The organism is Rhodococcus sp. MEB041, assembly GCF_030208955.1.
Taxonomy (GTDB): domain Bacteria; phylum Actinomycetota; class Actinomycetes; order Mycobacteriales; family Mycobacteriaceae; genus Rhodococcoides.
Genome location: NZ_JARVSZ010000005.1, coordinates 637,204 through 658,601 on the forward strand (window position 1 = coordinate 637,204; position 21,398 = coordinate 658,601).

Below are 21,398 nucleotides of genomic sequence, written 5' to 3' on the forward strand. Positions count from 1 at the left end.
GCGTCGGTGTGCATTCGGCCTATACGTAGCGATTGCTCGTCACAACCGGATAGGTTGGCTGTTGTGAGGACCCAGCCGCATGTACTCGGAATCGTGCTCGCCGGAGGTGAGGGCAAACGCCTGTATCCGATGACAGCCGATCGCGCGAAGCCCGCGGTCCCGTTCGGTGGTGCGTACCGCCTGATCGACTTCGTGCTGAGCAATCTCGTCAACGCCGGCTATCTGCGGTTGTGCGTTCTGACCCAGTACAAGTCGCACTCGCTCGACCGGCACATCTCCCAGACCTGGCGGCTGTCGGGTTTCGCGGGTGAGTACATCACCCCCGTGCCCGCGCAGCAGCGGCTCGGCCCCCGCTGGTACACCGGCAGTGCCGACGCCATCTTCCAGTCCATGAACCTCGTGTACGACGAGGATCCCGAGTACATCGTCGTGTTCGGTGCGGACCACGTGTACCGCATGGACCCCGAGCAGATGGTGCAGCAGCACATCGATTCCGGTGCCGGTGTCACGGTGGCCGGCATCCGCGTACCGCGCGCCGAGGCAACGGCATTCGGCTGCATCGACAGCGACGCCTCGGGCAACATCACCGAGTTCCTCGAGAAGCCGTCGGACCCGCCCGGAACGCCGGACGACCCCACCATGACGTTCGCGTCGATGGGCAACTACGTCTTCACCACCAAGGTGCTCGTCGATGCCATCCGTGCCGACGCCGAGGACTCGGATTCCGATCACGACATGGGCGGCAACATCATTCCCGCGCTCGTCGCGGCCGGGAAGGCATCGGTCTACGACTTCAAGGACAACGTCGTCCCGGGTGCGACCGAGCGGGACAAGGGCTACTGGCGCGACGTCGGCACCCTGGACGCGTTCTACGACGCGCACATGGACCTGGTGTCGGTCCACCCGATCTTCAACCTCTACAACAAGCGGTGGCCGATCCGTGGCGCCGCGGACAACCTGCCGCCCGCCAAGTTCGTGCAGGGCGGTCTGGCGCAGGAGTCGATCGTCGGAGCGGGATCGATCCTGTCCGGCGCGACGGTGCGCAACTCGGTGCTGAGCTCGTCGGTGATCATCGACGCGGGCGCCACCGTGGAGGGCAGCGTCATCATGCCCGGAGTGCGCATTGGTCGTAATGCGGTCGTCCGCAACGCCATCCTGGACAAGAACGTGGTGGTGAACGACGGCGAGATCATCGGCGTCGACCGCGAGCGGGACAGCGAGCGGTTCAACGTGAGCGCCAACGGCGTGGTCGCCGTCGGCAAGGGTGTCTGGATCTAGGTCACTCCGGCACGCGCGAGGCGCACAGCAGGCCGTCGCCGAGGGGAAGGACGACCGCTGTCAGGCTGTCGTTCTCCGCGATGGCGCGGGCGGCCGCGCGGACGGCGACGGTGGCCTCGTCGCGTGACGAGGCGTCCGCGACGCGTCCACCCAGCAACGCGTTGTGCAGGATCAGGGCGCCACCGGGGCGGAGCATCCGCACGCCCTCCGTCACGAATCCGACGTGGTCCCGCGGCGTCGCGTCGACGAACACCAGGTCGTAGGACGCGTCGGCCAGGCGGGGGAGCACGTCGAGGGCGCGGCCGTTGATCAACCGGGTCCGCGATGCCCCGATGCCGCCGGAACGGAACGCCTCCTTGGCGGCGCGCTGATGCTCCGGTTCGGTGTCGATGGTGGTGAGGACCCCGTCGGGCCGCATCCCGTCCAGCAGCCACAGCCCGCTGACACCGGCGCCGGTTCCGACCTCCACCACCGTGCGCGCTCCGGACAACTGCGCGACCATGCTGAGCACGGCACCGACGGACGCCGGTATCGGCGCGGCGCCCAGATCCACCGCGCGCTCGCGCGCGGCCTGCAGGATCTCGTCCTCCACGACGGAGGCTTCGGCGTAGTGCAGCATCTTGGCGGCGTCGGCAGTCACGAAGGGACCCTAACCCGCCCACGAACTCCTCGCGTCCAGACTCTCAGCCCACACTCAGCCTTCTCACACGGGTCGCACACCTGCCCGCGACATAGTTTCCTTACGCGGGTTCGTCGGATCGTCCTCACGCTTCGGTCGCGCCGAACACGGGTAACACCACATCGCACGTCGACACCACGCCGCGATGATCGCCCGAGTAGGAGGATTGAACGATCCACATGATCACCAGCCCGCGCGAACACGCTGCCCTCACGTCCCCGACCTCCCGCCCCGCCGCCGAGTCCGAACTGACCGTCGATGGTCCCGAGGAGCTGTCCGGCACCGCGGTGTTCGACGCGACCGGAGACGTGACGTCGATGCCGTCCTGGGACGAACTCGTCCGCGAGCACGGTGACCGCGTCTACCGCCTCGCCTACCGGCTGTCCGGCAACGCGCAGGATGCCGAGGACCTCACGCAGGACACCTTCATCCGCGTGTTCCGCTCGCTGCAGAACTACCAGCCCGGCACCTTCGAGGGCTGGTTGCACCGCATCACGACGAACCTGTTCCTGGACATGGTGCGTCGCCGCAACCGCATCCGCATGGAGGCGCTGCCGGAGGATTACGACCGGGTGCCGTCCGACACCCCCGATCCCGAGCAGATCTACCACGACGCCCGGCTCGACCCGGATCTGCAGGCGGCGCTCGACTCGCTCGCTCCCGAATTCCGTGCAGCCATCGTGCTGTGCGACATCGAGGGTCTGTCCTACGAGGAGATCGGCGCGACCCTGGGGGTCAAGCTCGGCACCGTCCGTAGCCGTATCCACCGTGGCCGCCAGGCGCTGCGCGACCACCTCGCCGCCAGTCGGCGTACCCGCGAGTCGCTGACCTCGGCCGAGTAGCCGCCGACGCGAGTACCGTTCTGTGGGGAACGAATGCGGGCCGGGAACTTCCGGCCGGTGCCGTGCGTTTCACCCCGGGACGATCCGCACATCGGCACGGCATGAAGTGGAGGCAGCATGACTCGGTTTCGTGATCCTCGGCAGTTCAGCCCCACCGACCACCTCGCCAGTGAGGCGGTGGCCGCCTACGTCGACGGCGAACTGCGCATGAACGCCTATCTGCGCGCCGCGCGGCACGTGTCGGAATGCGCTTCCTGTGCCGACGAGGTCCAGGTGCAGCAGCAGGCCCGTGTCGCCCTCCAGGGCTCGCCGGAGATGTCCATGCCGTCCTCGCTCCTGGGTCTCCTGCACCAGATCCCGCACTGCACGTCTCCCGAGCCCGGCCGATCCGAACCCGGCATCGGCTCCGGCCTGCGTCATGGCCTGGGGTCGGTCGTCGGGTCACGTTTCCGGCGCCGGTAGCGTGCAGAGGTGACTCCAGCCGACGAGTACCGACCGGACCCCACGGCTTCTTCGGCGGACGGGGGAGCACCCGACGACGATGCGCCGCGGCTTCCTCCGCGTCCGCTCTACCGGCCCACCATCGACGCGCACGTGGTGCGGGCGTTCGGTCGCCCCCACGGCATCCGCGATTCCTTCGGTGACGCGCAGACCCGGCGACGGGATAGTTCGTCGATCCGCGTCGCGGCGCCCGATCCCGTCCTCACCGAGGCCTTCGGTCGGCCGCCCGGTGTCGCCGAATCCCTGGTGCGCGAGCCCGAGGCGCCCGAGGTCGAGCAGGAACCCGAACCTCAGAACCCGTGGCGCGTGCCCTCGTCGGCTGTCACGACGGTCTCGCCCGCGCTCGACGAACCGGAACCCGCGCCGCTGACGCCCGGCACGAGACTGGGTGCGCGGGACGTACTGTTCGGCCGCCGCGTCTCCGCCGGCGCTCTCGCCTCGCTCGCGGGTGTCGCACTGGTCATCGGCCTGCTCGGCGGCGTCGTCGGCAGTGTCGCGGCCGATCTGGGCGGCTCGCTGACCAGCTCGCGCGTGACCCTGGAACAAGGCGGCAGCGAACTCCCGCAGGGCCAGGTGGCCAGGGTCGCCGAGGCCGTCCTGCCGTCCGTGGTGTCGGTCCAGGAGACGTTCGGCGGCAACGCCGGCACCGGCTCGGGAGTCGTCATCGACGGAGCCGGCTACATCGTCACCAACAACCACGTCATCTCGATGGCCGCGACCAACCCGGGCGCGACGCTCAACGTGACGTTCTCCGACGGCACCAAGGTGCCCGCGCAGATCGTCGGCCGTGACACCAAGACCGATCTGGCCGTTCTGAAGACGGACGTCGCGGACCTCAGCGTCGCCCGACTGGGCCGCTCGTCGGACGTGGCGGTCGGCGACGACGTCGTCGCCGTCGGATCTCCACTGGGACTGAGCAAGACGGTCACCCGCGGCATCGTCAGTGCGCTCGATCGTCCCGTGCGACTGTCCGGGGAGGGCACGGACACCGACGCCGTCATCGACGCGGTCCAGACCGACGCGGCGATCAACCCCGGTAACTCCGGCGGTCCCCTGATCGACGCCGAGGGTCGCGTCATCGGCATCAACTCCGCGATCCGCAGTGAGAGCGGGGGATCGGTGGGTTTGGGCTTCGCCATCCCCATCGACGACGTCACCGAGGTCGCGCAGTCCCTCATCCGGACCGGCGCGATGAATCATCCCGACATCGGCGTCAACGCGCGGTCCGTCGTCAACGACGCGCTCAGCGGTGCGCAGATCGCCAACGTCACCGCCGGTGGCCCCGCTCAGCAGGCGGGTATCGCGGAGGGCGACGTGATCGTCCGCGTCGGCGACCGCACCGTCTCCGGTGCCGACGAGCTGACGGTCGCCGTCCAGGAGCAGGAGATCGGTACGCCGGTGCAGGTGCAACTCGTCCGCTCGGGGCGGACCGTCGACGTGACGGTCACTCCGGTGTCGGATGCGTAAGGTGTAGACGTGTTCTCGAACATCGGCTGGGGCGAGATGATGGTTCTTCTCGTCGCCGCACTCGTCATCCTGGGTCCCGAGCGTCTGCCCGGGGCCATCACCTGGACCACCCGGTCGCTCCGGCAGGTCCGTGACTACGCCAGTGGGGCCAGTCAACAACTCAAGGACGAGCTGGGGACGGACTTCGACGATCTTCGCAAGCCCCTGGCCGACCTGAACCAGCTCCGCGGCATGACCCCGCGCGCGGTCATCACCAAGCACCTGCTCGACGGCGACGACTCGATCTTCACCGGGAAGTTCGACGAGAAGCCGCAGTCCGGGACACAGTCGTCGACCCCGCAGTCCGGGACGCCGAACATGACGAAGTCCAGCGGGTCGGCGCCGTTGCCGACCGGGGACCGTCCCCCGATCGACCCCGACGCGACCTAGGTCCTTCCGGCCGTCAGAGGTGCCGGGTGGTGTCGATACCCAGGCTCATGCCCGCGAGGCCGCGACTACGGACCGACAGCTTCTCGGCCACCTCGATCATGGCCTTGGCCGCGGGCGACTCCGGATCGCTGAGCACGATCGGAACGCCCGAGTCGCCGCCCTCGCGCACCGCGGTGTCGAGCGGGACCTGGCCCAGCAGCGGGACCTTCGCGCCGACCGCGGTGGTGAGTCGCTCCGACACGGCCTGGCCGCCGCCGGAACCGAAGATGTCCATCCGCGATCCGTCGGGCAGCTCGAGCCACGACATGTTCTCCACCACCCCGACGACTCGCTGACGCGTCTGCAGGGCGATGGCTCCGGCACGTTCCGCGACCTCGGCCGCGGCCTGCTGCGGGGTGGTCACGACGAGGATCTCGGCGCCGGGGATCAGCTGGGCCACCGAGATGGCGACGTCGCCGGTGCCCGGCGGCAGGTCCAGCAGAAGAATGTCCAGGTCGCCCCAGAACACGTCGGCGAGGAACTGCTGCAGGGCGCGGTGCAGCATGGGACCGCGCCAGACGACGGGCGTGTTGCCCTGCGTGAACTGCGCGATCGAGATCATCTTCACGTCGTGCGCCACGGGCGGCATGATCATGCGCTCGACCTGTGTGGGGCGAGCGTCGGTACCGAGCATGCGGGGCACCGAGTGGCCGTAGATGTCGGCGTCGAGGACGCCCACCGACAGTCCCTTGGCGGCCATCGCGGCGGCCACGTTGACGGTGACGGACGACTTGCCGACACCGCCCTTCCCTGACGCCACCGCGTACACGCGGGTGAGGGAGCCGGGCTGAGCGAACGGGATGACCGGCTCGGCGGAATCTCCCCGCAACGACTTGCGCAGTTCGGTGCGCTGCTCGTCGTTCATGACGTCGAGCTCGACGCGAATCTCGCCGACACCGGCGACGTCGGCCACTGCCTTGCGTACCCGGTCGGAGATCTCCGTCTTCATCGGGCACCCGGCGGTGGTCAGATAGATGCCGACGTCCACGGATCCGTCGTTACCGAGCGCGACACTCTTGACCATGCCGAGTTCGGTGATGGGCTTGCGAATCTCGGGATCGTTCACACGCGCGAGGGCGCTGCGAACGTCCGATTCGGTGGCTACGGGCATCTCTCCATGGTATGCGGTACCGCGTCAGTGAATTCGGGGCAGGTCCGCTTCGGAGGGGGCGATGCCGGTGGAGTAGGCGACCGACCACGCGACCACGTTGGCCACGTAGGCCATCGAGTTGTTGTAGCGCAGGATCGCCTGTGTGGCCTGGATCGGATCCGCCATGTTCAGGCCGCCGTCGCACAGGTACTTCCCGGTGGTGGCGGCGCTGTCGAACAGGTTCTGCGGGTCGGCCCTGCCGTCCCCGTTCCCGTCCGTGGCGTAGTGCTTCCACGTCGCCGGCAGGAACTGCATCGGCCCCACGGCGCGGTCGTACGTGGCGTTGCCGTCGAGCTCGCCGCCGTCGGTGTCCATGATCACGTTGTTGCCGGCGAGGCTGCCGTCCAGGACCGGTCCGAGGATCGGCTCGAACAGCGTTCCGTCGGCACCCGCCTTGCCGTCGTTCGCGTGGGTGGACTCGACCCGGCCGATACCGGCGAGGAGGGCCCAGTTCATCGAGCAGCCGGGGGTGGTCTGCGCCAGGAGGGTCTCGGCGCTCTTGTAGGCGGCGACGTTGATGCCCGGGACGCCGAGCGGGCCGGCCGCGAGGGACTCGGGCAGCGCGGGGGCGGGAGCGGGCTCCGGCGCGGGCGGTGCCACGGGCTCGGGCGCGGACTGCGTGGTGGGTGCGGGCGCGACGTCCACTGCCGGGGCCACGTCGGTGGGCTCGAGGGCGGACTCGCTGGCCGTGGTGTGCGTGCGGAGGAACGGGATGTCGGCGCTGGCGCCGTAGCCACTGGCCACGGTGATCGCTCCCGCGGGGATCAGACCGGTCAGCGCGATGACCGTGTTCCGTCGCAGAGTGGAAGACGATCGTTTGCGGTGCCGACCCACGGATACACAACCTCCTCGCCCCCGCGAGACTCGTGATCCGCGACGACTGTTCCCGCCCCGTTCCGGGGCGCTTCCGACCTTTGCTGTCGGAGCGAGGCTACCTGATCCGTTGCCGATCCGTTACCGGCCCGTGATGTGAGCCACGACCAGTCACGGTGTCGTGACGGACGTGTCCTGCTCAGGTGGGGCGGGTGGTGCCACTGGTGCAGGAGGGCACAGGAGACACGGGATCGTGGGGAGCTCGATGACCGGGAGCGGCGGCAGTCCGGGGATGCCGAACGCCGGCGGTGGTGTCACCGGAGTGAGCGAGGTGTCCGGCATCGCGGTGGTCGTGGCGGTGGTCGTCGGGGCCGCGGTCGTGGGATCCGTGACCTCGCCGCCGGCGGCGGCCGCCGCGGCGACGGCCAGCGCGTCCGCGGGGGAGGGCGCCGCCTCGCCGATCCGGCCGACGACAGGGGTGCCGCCGCCGGAGTACGCGGCGGACCAGGCCAGCACGTTGGCGGTGTACGCGGCGGAGTTGTTGTAGCGCATGACGGCGGTGGTCGCCTGCGCCGGATTCGTCATGTCCAGGCCGCCCGAGCACAGGTACTTGCCCGCGGCGAGAGCCGCGTCGAAGACGTTGTTCGGATCGCTCCGACCGTCGCCGTTGCCGTCCGAGGCGTATCCGGCCCAGGTGGCGGGGATGAACTGCATCGGCCCGACCGCACGGTCGTGCCCCGCGTCCCCGTCGAGCGCGCCGCCGTCGGTGTCGGTGATGACCGCGTCCGCGGCCGATCGTCCGTCGAGCACCGGGCCCAGCACGGACGTGATCGTGGTGCCGGCGGCATCGGTGCGGCCGCCGCCCGCGTGGCCGGACTCGATGCGCCCGATGGCGGCGAGAAGATGCCACGGCAGGTGACAGCCCGGTGTCGAGGTGGCGAGCTGGGCCTCGGCGGAGCGGTAGGCCTGCAGGACGAGTTCGGGAATGCCGAGTGCGCCGACGAGCACGGCGGACAGCGGCGCCGCAGCAGCGGCCGGGGCGCCCGCGGGCGCGGCGACGGCTGGTTTCGGGGACCGGAACGCGACCGGTTGCCGATCGGCGGGCTCGACCAGGCCGACAGCGCGCTCCCGTGGTGGGAGTGTGGGCGCCGCAACCGATTCGGCGGCCGCCATCGCGACGGAACCGTGCGCGGAACTCGGCGTCACCGAGCCGGCGGCCAGCGTGACCGCGCTGAGAAGAAGAATCGAGGCACTCAGTGCACCTCCGAGTCGAGAGTCTCGACCGACGCGCATACGACAAACCCCCACGAACACTCGGCTGCGCACTCACCGAGACCCGACGCGCAGTGTGACCGAGGTTACCGTCGCGTGTCCTCGCTGTGGTCGAAACGAGTTGTTTCCTCGACGGAAGGGGCGGCGGCGAACGAGGTGGAGTCCTCGTCGACCGACTTCTTGCGAGACTTCTTGCGCGCCTTCTGTTCCTCGGCCGCCGCCTGCGCGGGATCGAGCAGCGCCGCGCGCAGGTCGTCGAGTTCGCGGCGGAGGTAGTCGCGCGTGGCGACCTCGCCGACCGCGATCCGGAGCGCAGCGAGCTCACGAGCGAGGAACTCGGTGTCCGCCTTGGTCTGCGCGGCGCGCGAGCGATCCTCCTCGAGCGACACCCGGTCGCGGTCGTCCTGCCGGTTCTGAGCGAGCAGGATCAACGGGGCCGCATAGGCGGCCTGCGTCGAGAACGCCAGATTGAGCAGGATGAAGGGGTAGGGGTCCCACTGCAGGCTCACCGCGAAGACGTTGAGCAGGATCCACACGATGACGATCCCCGTCTGGATCGCCAGGTATCGCCCCGTACCGAGGAATCGCGCGACGTTCTCGCCGGTCCGGCCGACCGAGTCGACGTCGATGTCGAGCTTGAACCGTCGGGATCCGCGTGGAGTGTCGAGGCGCTGTCTGGCGGTCGCCGCCGACTTCTCACTCATGTCCCACGTGCTCCTGTTCGCGCCAGTCGTCGGGAAGAAGGTGGTCCAGGACGTCGTCCACGGTCACGGCGCCGATGAGATGCTCCTCGGCGTCCACGACCGGTCCGCAGACCAGGTTGTACGCCGCGAAATATCGCGTGACGGCGGCGAGACTGTCGTCCGGGGAGAGCGTCGACAGTGTCGTGTCGATCACGCCGCCGACCAGACTGGCGGGCGGTTCGCGCAGCAACTGCTGGAGATGGACGCAGCCGAGGTAGCGGCCCGTGGGCGTGGCCGTCGGCGGTCGCACGACGAAGACCAGTGACGCGAGGGCGGGCGTGAGGTCGGGGTTGCGCGCACGAGCGAGCGCCTCGGCGACCGTCGCGGACGCGCTCAGCACCACCGGTTCCGGTGTCATCAGACCACCCGCCGTGTCGGGGGAGTGCTCGAGGAGACGTCGCACCGGCTCGGAGTCCTGCGGATCCATCAGGCGCAGCAGCGATTCGGCCTCCGGCTCCGGCAACTCGCCGAGCAGGTCGGCTGCGTCGTCGGGGTCCATGGCCTCGAGCACGTCGGCGGCACGGGCGGGGGCGAGCGCCTGCACCAGGTCGATCTGATCGTCGTCGGGCATCTCCTGGATGACGTCCGCGAGGCGCTGGTCGTCCAGGGCGAAGGCGACCTCGAGTCGCCGCTTCTCCGGGAGGTCGCGGATCGCGTCGGCCACGTCGGCGGGCCGGAGTCCCTCGAACTGGGCGAGAAGCTGTGACACACCCTGACCCGGCAGGGACAGATCGGACCAGGTGAGGCCCTGCACGTTCTGCCAGTCGAGCACGTGGATGCTGCCGCGGCGACCCAGCCGGGTGCGGTGGGGGCGCACGGCGACGCGCGCGATGACCCAGTCCCGCGTGCGGGTCTGCTCGATACCGAGGTCGACGACGACGCAGTCCACGCCGTGCAGGTCCTCGGCGTCCGGATCGTCGGTCCGCACCCGCGAGTCCAGGACCTGGGCCAGGGCCAGCACCTCGCCCGGTCGCTGGACGAAGCGGCGCATACTGACGTTGCCGGTGGTCAGCGTCACCGACGTCGGTTCGACGGCCGTCACGCGCAGCATCGGAACGAAGATCTTGCGCCTCGTGGCCAGATCGACCACGAGGCCGAGGACGCGGGGTTGCTGGCGGCCGACGCGCACGGTCACGACGATGTCGCGGACGCGGCCGATGCTCTCACCGTCGGGTCCGAGCACCACGAGGCCCGCGAGCCTGGCGGCGAACACCTTGTTCACTGCTGCCATGGGCGCAACAGTAGACGGGGGCCTCGCATGCGGTGCGGGCCGATAGTGTGCCGTGGTGACCACCACAGTGCCGCGCGCCCGCCTCCGACGCTCCGTGCTCGCCGTGCCGGGCAGCAGTCCGAAGATGATGCGCAAGGCTCTGAGCCTGCCCGCCGACGCCGTCTTCCTGGATCTCGAGGACGCGGTCGCGCCGGCCGCCAAGGCGCAGGCGCGCATCGACGTCGCCGACGCGCTCGGATGGGACGGGTGGGGCACGCAGCTCCGGCTCGTGCGGGTCAACGACTGGACGACGGAGGCCACGTTCCGCGACGTGCTCGAGGTGGTCGGACGGGCGGGTGCCCACCTCGACGCCCTCGTCCTGCCCAAGGTGCGCTCGGCCGGTGAGGTGCAGGCGCTCGATCTGCTTCTGACACAACTCGAACGCGAGTCGGACCTGCCCGTCGGCCGCATCGGGATCGAGCCGCAGATCGAGGACGCCGTGGGTCTGCTCCACATCGACGCCGTCGCGACGGCCTCGCCGCGGGTGCAGACCCTGGTGTTCGGGCCGGGTGACTTCATGGCCGACGTCGGCATGCGCACCCTCACGGTGGGGGAGCAGCCGCCCGGCTACGAGCGCGGCGACGCCTACCACCACGTGCTGATGACGATCCTGCTGTCGGCGCGGGCCCACGGGCTCCAGGCCATCGACGGACCCTGGGTGCAGGTACGCGACACCGACGGGTTCACCCGCGCCGCCCGGCATTCCGCGGCTCTGGGCTACGACGGCAAGTGGGTGCTGCACCCCTCGCAGATCGACATCGCCAACGAGACGTTCTCGCCGCGCCAGGCCGACGTCGACCGCGCCCACGACATCGTCGAGACCTACCGTCGGTACCTCTCCGTCGACGGGGGAGCGCGCGGGGCCGTCATGGTGGGGGACGAGATGGTCGACGAGGCGGGTCATCGAATGGCTCGGGCCCTCGTCGAGGCCGCCGACGCGGCCGGCATGGTGCGCAGCGGTGCGCGGCCCGCACCGGACCCCACGACCGACCCGCCAGCAGGCACAATGGAGTCATGACGAACCCCATGTCGCAGTCCGGCCGCCCCGGACAGGGCCTCCCCACCCCGCCGTCGGGCTGGCCCATCGGTTCCTATCCCACCTACGCCGAGGCGCAGCGCGCGGTCGACTACCTCTCCGATCAGGAGTTCTCGGTCCAGGACGTCACCATCGTGGGTGTCGACCTCATGCAGGTCGAGCGTGTCATCGGTCGCCTCACCTGGGCCAAAGTGATTGGCGGCGGCATCATCTCGGGCGCCTGGCTCGGTGTCTTCCTCGGACTCGTTCTCGGAATCATCACGAACACCAACTACCTGAGCGCGCTCCTAGTCGGTGTGCTGGGCGGCATCGTCTTCGGACTGATCTCGGCCACCATTCCCTACGCGGCGACCAAGGGGCAGCGCGACTTCGCGTCGACGATGCAGTTGGTCGCGGGGCGGTACGACGTGCTGTGCGAGCCGAAGACGGCCGAGAAGGCGCGCGATCTGCTGGCGCGTCTCGCCATCTGACCTCTCACCACCGACCCGTCGGTACCGAAAGCATCACGGGATTGCAACAAGCCACCGTTTTCCTCTCAGCTTTCGACTAGGTTCCACTTCGCAGGGAATGCGTGTCCAACGAAGCACACGCTGCGGAGTCGGGCCGACTGTGGCGCCTTCTCTTGCGGCAGAGGAGGCGGTCGTGCCGAAGAGGTACAGGGCGAGGAAACTCGCAGCGACAGGGGCCGCCGCGGTGGTGGCCGGAAGTCTGTTGGCGGGGTGTGGATCCTCCGACGACGGAATCGTGTTGAGCTTCTACACCGCCGCCGACGGCGCGGAGCAGTACGCGGCGGCGGCGCAGGCGTGCACCGAGCAGTCGGGCGGCGCGTACCGGGTGGAGCAGCGCACTCTCCCCAAGAGCGCCAACGATCAGCGCCTGCAGCTCGCTCGCCGTCTGGCGGGCAACGACCGCACGCTCGATCTGATGACACTCGACGTCGTCTGGACCGCCGAGTTCGCCGAAGCCGGTTGGGCACTGCCGGTTCCGGACGATCTCGAGGCGAAGCTGCGCGACGGATCGGTGCTCGAGGGCCCGCTCGCCACCGCCGAGTGGCTCGACCCCGAGACGGAGCAGAAGGACAAGCTGTACGCGGTCCCGCTGAACTCCAACACCCAGTTGCTCTGGTACCGCTCGGACATGGTGCCGAACGGCCAGCCCCCGGCGACGTGGGACGACCTCATCGCCACCGCCGGCGAGAACGCCGCCTCCGGCAAGCCCGCGGCCATCGGTGTGCAGGCGAAGCAGTACGAGGGCTTCATGGTCTGGTTCAACACCCTCCTCGAGAGTGCCGGCGGATCCGTCGTCGGCGAGGACGGCACCACCGTGACACTGAACGACACCCCCGAGCACCGCGCGGCCACCGAGAAGGCGCTCTCGATCATCAAGAGCGTCGCGACCGCTCCCGGCGCCGACCCCTCGGTCTCCCAGAGTGACGAGGGCACAGCACGTCTCGGCGTCGAGGCGGGCACCATGTTCGCCGAGGTTAACTACCCGTTCGTGCTCCCCGGACTCAAGGAGAACGCCGCCGCGGGCGGCGTGTCCTTCCTCGACCTGTCCACCGTTCCCGCCGACCAGCAGGACGCGGCGGTGAACGAGGTGTTCCTCAGTGCGCCGTACCCCTCGGTGAACCCCGGTGAGCCCGCCAAGGTCACCATCGGCGGGTTCAACATCGGTGTCGCCAAGACCACCGAGCATCCCGACGAGGCGTGGGCCGCCGTCGCGTGCCTGACCGACGAGCAGAACCAGCGCAACAACGCCGTCGACGGCGGTGTGCCGCCGGTGATCCGCTCGCTCTACGACGATCCCGAGTTCCAGGCCGCCTACCCGGCATGGGAGGGCGTTCTCGGCTCGATCGAGAGTGCCGCGGTCCGACCGGTGTCGCCCGCGTACCAGTCCATCTCGATCCTCCTGACCGACGCGCTCAACCCCCCGCAGGACATCGATCCCGTGGGAGACGTCGACAGGCTTGCCGATCTGGTCCGCCAGGCCGTGAACTCCGAAGGGCTGATCCCATGACCGTCACCGACGAGCCCCGACGCCCGCAGAAGCACGCCAAGGCGGCCGAGGCGGTGTCCGAGGGCAAGAAGGCGGAGCGCCGACTGGGGCTCCTGCTGGTCGCTCCCGCCGCGATCCTGATGATCGCCGTCACCGCATATCCCATCATCTACGCCTTCTGGCTGAGTCTGCAGAAGTACAACCTGGCATTCCCGGACGACAAGGAATTCGTCGGCCTGTCCAACTACGTCTCCGTCCTCACCGACGGCTACTGGTGGACGGCGTTCGCGGTGACCGTGGGCATCACCGTCATCTCGGTGATCATCGAGTTCGTCCTCGGCCTCGCGGTCGCGCTGGTCATGCACCGCACCATCTTCGGGCGCGGCGTCGTCCGCACCGTCGTGCTGATCCCGTACGGCATCGTCACCGTCGCCGCCGCGTACAGCTGGTACTACGCGTGGACACCGCAGACCGGCTACCTGGCCAACCTGCTTCCCGAGGGCAGTGCGCCTCTGACGCAGCAGCTTCCGTCGCTCGCCATCGTCGTGCTCGCCGAGGTGTGGAAGACGACGCCGTTCATGGCACTGCTGCTGCTCGCCGGTCTCGCGCTCGTTCCCGACGATCTGCTCAAGGCGGCCCAGGTGGACGGCGCCGGCGCGTGGACCCGACTGATCCGCATCATCATCCCGTTGATGAAGCCGGCCATCCTCGTGGCGCTGCTGTTCCGCACGCTCGACGCGTTCCGCATCTTCGACAACATCTACGTTCTGACGAAGGGCAGCAACAGCACTGGTTCGGTGTCGATCCTCGGGTACGACAACCTCTTCGGGGCGTTCAACCTCGGTATCGGGTCGGCCATCAGCGTGCTGATCTTCTTCTGCGTGGCCATCATCGCCTTCGTCTTCATCAAACTGTTCGGGGCCTCCGCACCCGGCTCCGACGCGGAAGGACGCTGACCCATGGCAGCCACCACGAAGACGAAGGCCGGCTGGTCCATCGTCAACCTTCTCGTCCTGCTGTACGCACTGATCCCGCTCGTGTGGATCATCAGCCTGTCGTTCAAGCCGGTGGCGAACATCGCCGACGGCAAGTTCATCCCGACGACGTGGACGTTGGACAACTACAAGGGCATCTTCCAGACGTCCCAATTCACCAGCGCCCTGATCAACTCCATCGGCATCGGTCTCATCACCACGCTCATCGCGGTGGTCATCGGCACGATGGCGGCCTACGCCGTCGCTCGTCTCGACTTCCCCGGCAAGAAGCTCCTCGTCGGCGCCGCGCTGCTCATCGCGATGTTCCCCCAGATCTCGCTCGTCACACCGCTGTTCGACATCGAGCGTGCGCTGGGCCTGTTCGACACCTGGCCGGGCCTGATCATCCCGTACATCACGTTCGCGCTCCCGCTCGCCATCTACACGCTGTCGGCGTTCTTCCGTGAGATCCCCTGGGAGCTGGAGAAGGCCGCCAAGATGGACGGTGCCACCCCGGGACAGGCGTTCCGCAAGGTCATCGCACCGCTCGCGGCACCGGGCATCGTCACCGCGGCGATCCTCGTCTTCATCTTCGCGTGGAACGACCTGCTGCTCGCCATCTCGTTGACGGCCACCGAGCGTTCGGTCACGGTGCCGGCAGCGATCTCACAGTTCACCGGTAGTTCGCAGTTCGAGGAACCGACGGGCTCGATCGCGGCTGCGGCCGTGGTCATCACCATCCCGATCATCATCTTCGTCCTGTTCTTCCAACGTCGTATCGTGGCGGGCCTGACGTCCGGCGCAGTGAAGGGATAAGTCCATGGCCGAAATCGTTCTCGACAAAGTGACCAAGCTGTACCCGGACGGTGCCGCGGCGGTGAGCGACGTCGACATCACCATCGCCGACGGCGAGTTCATCATCCTGGTCGGACCCTCCGGCTGCGGAAAGTCCACCACGCTCAACATGATCGCCGGCCTCGAGGACATCTCGAGCGGCGAGCTGCGCATCGCCGGTGAGCGCGTGAACGAGCGGGCACCGAAGGATCGCGACATCGCGATGGTGTTCCAGTCGTACGCGCTCTACCCCCACATGACGGTGCGCGACAACATCGCCTTCCCCCTCACACTCGCCAAGATGAGCAAGGAGGACATCGCGAAGAAGGTCGACGACGCCGCCCGCATCCTCGACCTGGGCCAGCACCTCGACCGCAAGCCGTCCAACCTCTCCGGTGGTCAGCGTCAGCGCGTCGCGATGGGACGCGCGATCGTCCGCAGCCCCAAGGCGTTCCTCATGGACGAGCCGCTGTCGAACCTCGACGCCAAGCTGCGCGTGCAGATGCGGACCGAGATCGCCCAGCTGCAGAAGCGTCTCGAGACCACCACGGTGTACGTGACGCACGACCAGACCGAGGCCATGACGCTCGGCGACCGCGTCGTCGTGCTCCGCGGCGGACTGGTGCAGCAGATCGGCTCGCCGCAGGAGCTCTACGATCACCCGCGAAACCTGTTCGTGGCGGGCTTCATCGGGTCGCCGTCCATGAACTTCGTGTCGGGTCGTCTGACGGACGGCGGGGTCACCACCTCGCTCGGCGAGATCCGGTTGAGCGACGAGGCGCGGCAGAAGATCGCCTCGAAGAACGCGAAGGGGGACGTCGTCGTCGGCATCCGCCCCGAGCATCTCGAGGACGCCTCGCTCGTCGAGTCGTACCAGAAGATCAACGGCAGCACGTTCTCGGCGCGAGTCGAGGTGCTGGAGTCGATGGGGTCGGACAAGTACATCTACTTCTCCGCCGAGGGCCCCAAGGTCACCTCGCGCGAACTCGACGAGCTGGCCGCGGACTCCGGCGCGGACGGCGGCCAGTTGGTCGCTCGACTCTCGGCCGAGTCCGCCGCTCGCATGGGTGAGTCCATCGAGCTGTGGTTCGACCAGAAGCGCGTGTCGGTGTTCGACGTCGAGTCGGGTGCCAACCTGACGCTCTGACCGCTCGAACGCGACGACGGCCCCCACCGCACGATGGGGGCCGTCGCCGTCTCGGTCGGCGCCCGTCTCAGTTCGGGGCGGCCTCCTTGAGCTGCGCGATGATCTCGTCGTTCCAGATGTGACTGCGCACCAGGCGGTAACGCTCGCGCGCCACCCACATGTAGGCCTCGGCGTCGGTGTGGCGGGTCAACATGCCCCCGACGGACCGCACCATCCGGACGACCGGCAGGAACTCCTCACCGAACCAGCGGCGGGCGACGGTGCGCCGGTCGACGAACTCGCCGAGCTCCTGCATCAGCCGGAAACCCCAGGCCTCCACCGCATCCGAGAGTTCGGCGTACTGCCACGGATCCGTGAACTCGATCGCCTCGCGCGACTTCCCGGTGAGGGGGACGCGGCTGAGGAAGATGCGCCGGTGATCCTTCACCAGGAGATCGCCCCTCGTGGAGATGCCGTCGGGGGAGATGCGGGTGATGATCTCGGTGACGTAGGCCTCGATGGTGAGACTGTGCATCGCGCAGGCGATGGACACGCGATGGTGCCCGTCGATGACGAAGTGCATGCCGCCGACGCGATACACCTCGATGGGCGGCATCGGTTCGCCGCGGCGCCAGGCGGTGGCGAGGCGCTGCCAGCGTTCGCGTGTCCGCGTCGACGTCGGGCGGAAGTACCGGTCGAAGTCGCGGGTGCGATCCACGCTGCCCACGATCGAGTCGACCCGGATGACCTCGAGTCCGACGCGGCGCTCCCGCACCTTGCCCAGGGCGGCGACCACCTCGTCGAACGGCAGGATCGTGTTGATGTCGTCCGGTTGACGGCGCAGCCAGCCGACCAACCGCGCCACGTCCGCGCGCCGGCGCTGGCGGGAGAAGTCGTTCTGCGCGTCGGCAGCGGGGAATCCGGTGTCACGAGCCATGACGTCGCCTCTCGATGATGGGCGCGGTGTCGCCGCCCGGGGTGATGTCGATCAGGGCGTAGCCGACGGTGTTGATCACCGTGGCTCCGTGCAGCTGTCGGTCGGCCGGCCTCGTGCCGTGCGGGTGGATGTGTCCGTGGACGAGGAGCTGAGGCCGCAACCGCTCGGTGAGCGGATCGAGACACCGGAAACCGCGGTGTGGTGCGTCCTCGGCGTCGCCGACACCGAACGGTGGGCTGTGGGTCAGCAGGACGTCGACCCCGTGTGCGTCCGCTCCGCGTCGCAGCAGCGGGTGCCAGGTGTGGGTCCGGATCAGGGAGCCGGAGCGCCGCTTCTGCTGCCGTTCCGTCCACTGGTTGGGTCCGTCGCGGTAGCGGATGGACCCGCCCAGCCCCGCGATCCGCAGACCGGCGGCGCTGACGATCCGTCGATCGGCGTTGACGGCGCCGTCCGGACCGGGCCAGCTCGACGGCAGCCCGGCACGCATCCAGCCGGCTCGACCGGCCGAGTACCCGGTGAGGTCGGCGTCGTGGTTGCCGGGGACGAAGACGCACGGGGCGTCGGCGGCCTCGGCGAGGTGCTCGAGGTACTCGAAGGGCAGGTCGCCCGCACCGAGGACCAGGTCGACGTCGAACGGGAGTGTGCGGGCGTTCCACAGGCCTTCGACCACCTCGTCGGACACGGTCAGCACAGTCACCACACGCAGGACCGTACCGGCACGCCGGTCCCGTCGGAGCCGGTACGGACGTCGTGGGGTTGGATGGACGGTGTGAGTGGGAGCGACGTGACAGCGCAGGTGCGAACCCATCTGCAGACGGTGCTCGGTCAGGACGACCCGTCCAGCGCATCCGTGACCTTCCTGGGCCTCGAGCCGCTGGAGGTGTTGCTGTTCGCTGCCGACGTCGAGGGAGTCGTGCGGTTCGCCACACTCGGGTGCTCGCGGCATCCGATGGCCGACCCGTCCGACATGGTCACCGACTCGCACCGAGGCCCGCGCGCCGAGCTGATCCTGGCCCTGCGCGGAGTCGACGAATCCGTCGCCGAGGTCTGGCGCACGCTCGCCGTCTTCGCCGCCTCACCCGCGGTGGAGGGCATCGTGCTGGTGCCCGACGCCCTGCTGGACGCCGGCGAGCCTCTCTGGCCCGGCGCTCCGTTCACGGCGGTGCTGTTGACGGCCGAGTCCGGGGTGGCCGACCTCGAGCTGCCCGAACCGTACGATCCGGTGCGGTTCCTGCGGGCAGTCCCGATCACCGGCACCGAGGCCGCGTGGGTGCGCCTGCGCGGAGCCGATGCGTTGCGCGACGCGTGGACCGAGGCGGGCATCGACATCGCCGACCCGCGGCGCTCGGCGGCGTCGCTGCGCCCGCCCACCTGAGCGCTCGCGCACCTGACAGACTGGGCGCGTGCTGATCGATCTCCACACCCATTCCACGTCGTCGGACGGAACCGAGACGCCCACCGAGCTGATCGCCACGGCGACCGCCGCGGGCCTCGACGTGATCGCGTTGACCGACCACGACACCACTCACGGCTGGGACGAGGCCGTGGCCGCGGTGACCGCGACGCCCGGTGCGCCCACCCTCGTCCGTGGCATGGAGATGTCGTGCCAGGGCCGCGGAGCCGACGGTGACCCGGTCACGGTGCATCTGCTCGCGTACCTCTTCGACCCCGGGCACGTCGCCTTCGCCGAGGAGCGCAGCCGGTTACGTGGGGAGCGGGAAGTGCGTCTGCGCAGCATGATCGACCGTATGGCGGCCGACGGCTACGACGTCGACGCCGACACCATCCTCGCCGCGGCAGGTCCGTCGGCGGGCCGCCCGCACCTCGCCCGTGCACTCGTCGCCGCCGGAGTCGTCGAGACCGTGAACGACGCGTTCACCGACCTGCTGCGGACCGGTGGGACGTACTACGTCGAGAAGGCGGACACCCCACTCGACCTCGCCGTCGAGTTGATCGCCGACGCCGGGGGAGTGCCCGTCATCGCCCACGCCCGCGCGCGCACGCGAGGTCGACTCCTGCACACCGACCACATTCTGGAGCTCGCCGCCGGTGGGCGACTCGGCGGACTCGAGGTCGATCACCCCGACCACAGCCCCGAGGACGCGGACGTCCTGCGCGACATCGCGCGCGAGCACGATCTCGTCGTGACCGGATCCTCCGATTACCACGGCACCAACAAGACGACGCCGATCGCGGCCCGCACCACCGCCGAGGACCAGTTCGACGCGTTGGTGAGCCGGGCGACGGGCGTGCCGCTCGTCGTACCCGGAGGCCGCCGGTGAAGGCGCTCAGCGGATCGATCACCGCGGGTCTCGTCGTCCTCACGGCGCTCGTCATCGCCGCCGCCGTCGTCGGCGGTGATCGGGGATTCCCCGGCCCCGGCACCGCGTCCATCGCGTGGCACGTCGCCGCCGTCGTCGCGGCGCTCCTGCTCCAGCGGATCGCCGACCATCGCTCGCGTGGGGTGTCGTTCCTCGGCTCACTGGGCGTGCTGGTCGTCGCGGGAGCCCTGCTGTGGACGCAATGGTGGGGCTGACGAGACAAGGGTGAGGCTGACCGGCACCTGTTTGCTCCCGAGGAACCGGCGGTGGCACACTGGCTCCACTCGCGATCACCGCCACCCCGTGGTGATCGACCCCGGTCACCGCTCGTCGGTGGCGCGCGAAGTCGGCTCACCCGCCGCGCACGCATCGAGATGTCGCCTGCCCTCGGTTCTCATCCCCCGGGCGCGCATCTCGACTTCCCCTCACGACTGTGATCCGCACCCTTCGTGCGGACGATGAAGGAGCGCCCAGTGACCGCCGCAACAGATCCGACCGAACACACGACCGGCCTCCGGCCTGCCCGCGACGACCTCACGACCATCACGGACGACGAGATCTTCCTCAGCCACGTGGGCGGCAAGCTGTCCGTCGAGCTCACCGCGCCGCTCGAGACCAAGCGCGACCTCTCCATCGCGTACACCCCCGGGGTGGCCAAGGTGAGCAGTGCGATCGCCGCCGATCAGGAGCTGGTGAACAAGTACACCTGGACCGAGCGACTCGTGGTGGTGGTCAGCGACGGCTCAGCGGTATTGGGTCTGGGCGACATCGGCCCGCGCGCCTCGCTGCCCGTCATGGAGGGTAAGGCGGCACTGTTCAAGAAGTTCGCCGGCCTCAACTCGATCCCGCTGGTGCTCGACACCAACGACGTCGACGAGATCGTCGAGACGCTGATCCGCCTGCGCCCCAGCTTCGGAGCCGTGAACCTCGAGGACATCTCGGCACCCCGGTGCTTCGAGATCGAGAAGCGCGTCGTCGAGGCACTCGACTGCCCGGTCATGCACGACGACCAGTACGGCACGGCCATCGTCGTCCTGGCTGCGCTGAAAGGCGCTGTGGCAGTGCAGAAGCGCGAGCTCGCGGGTCTGCGTGTCGTCATCTCCGGTGCGGGAGCCGCGGGCGTCGCGTGCGCGAACATCCTACTCGCCGCGGGCATCTCGGACGTGGTGGTGCTCGACTCGAAGGGCATCGTCGGTGCGGATCGCGCCGACCTCAATCCCGTGAAGGTCGACCTCGCCTCGCGTACCAACCCGCGCGGCCTCTCCGGGACGGCCGCCGACGCCCTGACCGATGCGGACGTGTTCCTCGGGGTCTCCGCGGGGAAGATCGGGCACGAACTCATCGCCTCGATGGCAGACGACAGCATCGTCTTCGCCCTCTCCAACCCGAACCCGGAGATCCATCCGGAGGACGCGAAGAAGTACGCCGGCATCGTCGCCACCGGACGCAGCGACTTCGCCAATCAGATCAACAACGTGCTGGCGTTCCCGGGTGTGTTCCGCGGTGCTCTCGATGCGGGCGCGCGGCGCATCACCGAGAACATGAAGCTCGCCGCCGCGGACGCGATCCTGTCCGTGGTCGGCGACGATCTGAGCGTCGACATGATCGTGCCCAGCCCACTCGACCCGCGGGTCGCTCCGGCCGTCGCGGCGGCAGTGGGCGCGGCTGCGAAGGCGGACGGCGTCGCCTGAG

23 protein-coding genes are annotated in these 21,398 nt (G+C 69.1%); 15 read left to right on the plus strand and 8 right to left on the minus strand.

What is annotated here, in order from left to right; translation table 11 throughout:
• Window positions 1–63: 63 nt before the first annotated feature.
• Complete coding sequence (gene glgC, locus QRN16_RS17165; RefSeq protein WP_027503860.1) at window positions 64–1,278, plus strand: glucose-1-phosphate adenylyltransferase; 1,215 nt, start codon at window positions 64–66, stop codon at window positions 1,276–1,278.
• Window position 1,279: 1 nt separating this feature from the next.
• Here glgC and QRN16_RS17170 read toward each other — a convergent pair whose 3' ends face one another.
• Window positions 1,280–1,897: an O-methyltransferase gene (locus QRN16_RS17170; RefSeq protein ID WP_027503859.1), complete on the minus strand. Its 618-nt coding sequence runs from the start codon at window positions 1,895–1,897 to the stop codon at window positions 1,280–1,282.
• 239 nt (window positions 1,898–2,136) lie between these two features.
• Here QRN16_RS17170 and sigE point away from each other — a divergent pair, with 239 nt between their 5' ends.
• The 4 genes from sigE to tatB all read left to right on the plus strand — a co-directional run bounded on the left by sigE (window position 2,137) and on the right by tatB (window position 5,196).
• Complete coding sequence (sigE, locus tag QRN16_RS17175; protein WP_285188454.1) at window positions 2,137–2,799, plus strand: RNA polymerase sigma factor SigE; 663 nt, start codon at window positions 2,137–2,139, stop codon at window positions 2,797–2,799.
• 117 nt (window positions 2,800–2,916) lie between these two features.
• Window positions 2,917–3,261 (plus strand): anti-sigma factor, encoded by a 345-nt coding sequence (locus QRN16_RS17180; protein ID WP_285188456.1) that lies wholly within the window; start codon window positions 2,917–2,919, stop codon window positions 3,259–3,261.
• Between the two features lie 9 nt (window positions 3,262–3,270).
• A complete protein-coding gene (locus QRN16_RS17185; protein WP_222627385.1) occupies window positions 3,271–4,767 on the plus strand; it encodes a S1C family serine protease in 1,497 nt (498 codons plus the stop codon).
• A gap of 9 nt (window positions 4,768–4,776) precedes the next feature.
• A complete protein-coding gene (gene tatB, locus QRN16_RS17190; protein WP_027503856.1) occupies window positions 4,777–5,196 on the plus strand; it encodes a Sec-independent protein translocase protein TatB in 420 nt (139 codons plus the stop codon).
• A 13-nt stretch (window positions 5,197–5,209) separates the two neighbouring features.
• Here the strand turns inward: tatB and QRN16_RS17195 are convergent, their stop codons facing one another.
• From QRN16_RS17195 to QRN16_RS17215, 5 genes are all read right to left on the minus strand, one after another.
• Window positions 5,210–6,346: an Mrp/NBP35 family ATP-binding protein gene (locus tag QRN16_RS17195; protein WP_285188458.1), complete on the minus strand. Its 1,137-nt coding sequence runs from the start codon at window positions 6,344–6,346 to the stop codon at window positions 5,210–5,212.
• Between the two features lie 24 nt (window positions 6,347–6,370).
• Window positions 6,371–7,219 carry a lytic transglycosylase domain-containing protein gene (locus tag QRN16_RS17200; RefSeq protein WP_027503854.1) on the minus strand — a complete coding sequence of 283 codons (849 nt, stop codon included), beginning with the start codon at window positions 7,217–7,219 and terminating at the stop codon, window positions 6,371–6,373.
• 150 nt (window positions 7,220–7,369) lie between these two features.
• The gene (locus QRN16_RS17205) at window positions 7,370–8,491 is read right to left on the minus strand and encodes a lytic transglycosylase domain-containing protein (protein WP_222638155.1); all 1,122 of its coding nucleotides are present in this window, start codon (window positions 8,489–8,491) and stop codon (window positions 7,370–7,372) included.
• Between the two features lie 65 nt (window positions 8,492–8,556).
• On the minus strand, window positions 8,557–9,174 hold the full coding sequence (locus tag QRN16_RS17210; protein WP_081821023.1) for a DUF1003 domain-containing protein: 618 nt from the start codon (window positions 9,172–9,174) through the stop codon (window positions 8,557–8,559).
• Window positions 9,167–10,444, minus strand: a complete 1,278-nt coding sequence (locus QRN16_RS17215; RefSeq protein WP_027503853.1) for a magnesium transporter MgtE N-terminal domain-containing protein — start codon at window positions 10,442–10,444, stop codon at window positions 9,167–9,169. Before QRN16_RS17215 ends, QRN16_RS17210 begins: the two co-directional genes overlap by 8 nt.
• A gap of 55 nt (window positions 10,445–10,499) precedes the next feature.
• Between QRN16_RS17215 and QRN16_RS17220 the strand changes: the two genes are divergently transcribed.
• From QRN16_RS17220 to QRN16_RS17245, 6 genes are all read left to right on the plus strand, one after another.
• The gene (locus QRN16_RS17220) at window positions 10,500–11,501 is read left to right on the plus strand and encodes an HpcH/HpaI aldolase/citrate lyase family protein (RefSeq protein WP_268788555.1); all 1,002 of its coding nucleotides are present in this window, start codon (window positions 10,500–10,502) and stop codon (window positions 11,499–11,501) included.
• Entirely contained in the window at window positions 11,498–11,989 is a 492-nt protein-coding gene (locus QRN16_RS17225; protein ID WP_027503852.1) for a YflT domain-containing protein, read from the plus strand. The genes QRN16_RS17220 and QRN16_RS17225 overlap by 4 nt, the downstream gene beginning before the upstream one ends.
• Window positions 11,990–12,161: 172 nt before the next feature.
• Entirely contained in the window at window positions 12,162–13,535 is a 1,374-nt protein-coding gene (locus tag QRN16_RS17230; RefSeq protein WP_285188466.1) for an extracellular solute-binding protein, read from the plus strand.
• Complete coding sequence (locus tag QRN16_RS17235) at window positions 13,532–14,470, plus strand: carbohydrate ABC transporter permease (RefSeq protein ID WP_027503850.1); 939 nt, start codon at window positions 13,532–13,534, stop codon at window positions 14,468–14,470. The genes QRN16_RS17230 and QRN16_RS17235 overlap by 4 nt, the downstream gene beginning before the upstream one ends.
• A gap of 3 nt (window positions 14,471–14,473) precedes the next feature.
• Window positions 14,474–15,304 (plus strand): carbohydrate ABC transporter permease, encoded by an 831-nt coding sequence (locus QRN16_RS17240; RefSeq protein ID WP_027503849.1) that lies wholly within the window; start codon window positions 14,474–14,476, stop codon window positions 15,302–15,304.
• A gap of 4 nt (window positions 15,305–15,308) precedes the next feature.
• Window positions 15,309–16,469 (plus strand): ABC transporter ATP-binding protein, encoded by a 1,161-nt coding sequence (locus QRN16_RS17245; RefSeq protein ID WP_056442586.1) that lies wholly within the window; start codon window positions 15,309–15,311, stop codon window positions 16,467–16,469.
• Between the two features lie 67 nt (window positions 16,470–16,536).
• Here QRN16_RS17245 and QRN16_RS17250 read toward each other — a convergent pair whose 3' ends face one another.
• A complete protein-coding gene (locus tag QRN16_RS17250) occupies window positions 16,537–17,385 on the minus strand; it encodes a hypothetical protein (RefSeq protein WP_027503847.1) in 849 nt (282 codons plus the stop codon).
• Window positions 17,375–18,085 (minus strand): metallophosphoesterase family protein, encoded by a 711-nt coding sequence (locus QRN16_RS17255; RefSeq protein ID WP_027503846.1) that lies wholly within the window; start codon window positions 18,083–18,085, stop codon window positions 17,375–17,377. The genes QRN16_RS17250 and QRN16_RS17255 overlap by 11 nt, the downstream gene beginning before the upstream one ends.
• A 60-nt stretch (window positions 18,086–18,145) precedes the next feature.
• Between QRN16_RS17255 and QRN16_RS17260 the strand changes: the two genes are divergently transcribed.
• The 4 genes from QRN16_RS17260 to QRN16_RS17275 all read left to right on the plus strand — a co-directional run bounded on the left by QRN16_RS17260 (window position 18,146) and on the right by QRN16_RS17275 (window position 21,397).
• Window positions 18,146–18,760 carry a suppressor of fused domain protein gene (locus QRN16_RS17260; RefSeq protein ID WP_285188472.1) on the plus strand — a complete coding sequence of 205 codons (615 nt, stop codon included), beginning with the start codon at window positions 18,146–18,148 and terminating at the stop codon, window positions 18,758–18,760.
• Between the two features lie 28 nt (window positions 18,761–18,788).
• Window positions 18,789–19,667, plus strand: a complete 879-nt coding sequence (locus tag QRN16_RS17265) for a PHP domain-containing protein (RefSeq protein WP_222646045.1) — start codon at window positions 18,789–18,791, stop codon at window positions 19,665–19,667.
• Window positions 19,664–19,921 (plus strand): hypothetical protein, encoded by a 258-nt coding sequence (locus QRN16_RS17270; RefSeq protein WP_027503843.1) that lies wholly within the window; start codon window positions 19,664–19,666, stop codon window positions 19,919–19,921. Before QRN16_RS17265 ends, QRN16_RS17270 begins: the two co-directional genes overlap by 4 nt.
• A gap of 243 nt (window positions 19,922–20,164) precedes the next feature.
• Window positions 20,165–21,397 carry an NAD(P)-dependent malic enzyme gene (locus QRN16_RS17275; RefSeq protein ID WP_502944011.1) on the plus strand — a complete coding sequence of 411 codons (1,233 nt, stop codon included), beginning with the start codon at window positions 20,165–20,167 and terminating at the stop codon, window positions 21,395–21,397.
• The last annotated feature ends 1 nt before the right edge of the window (window position 21,398 follow it).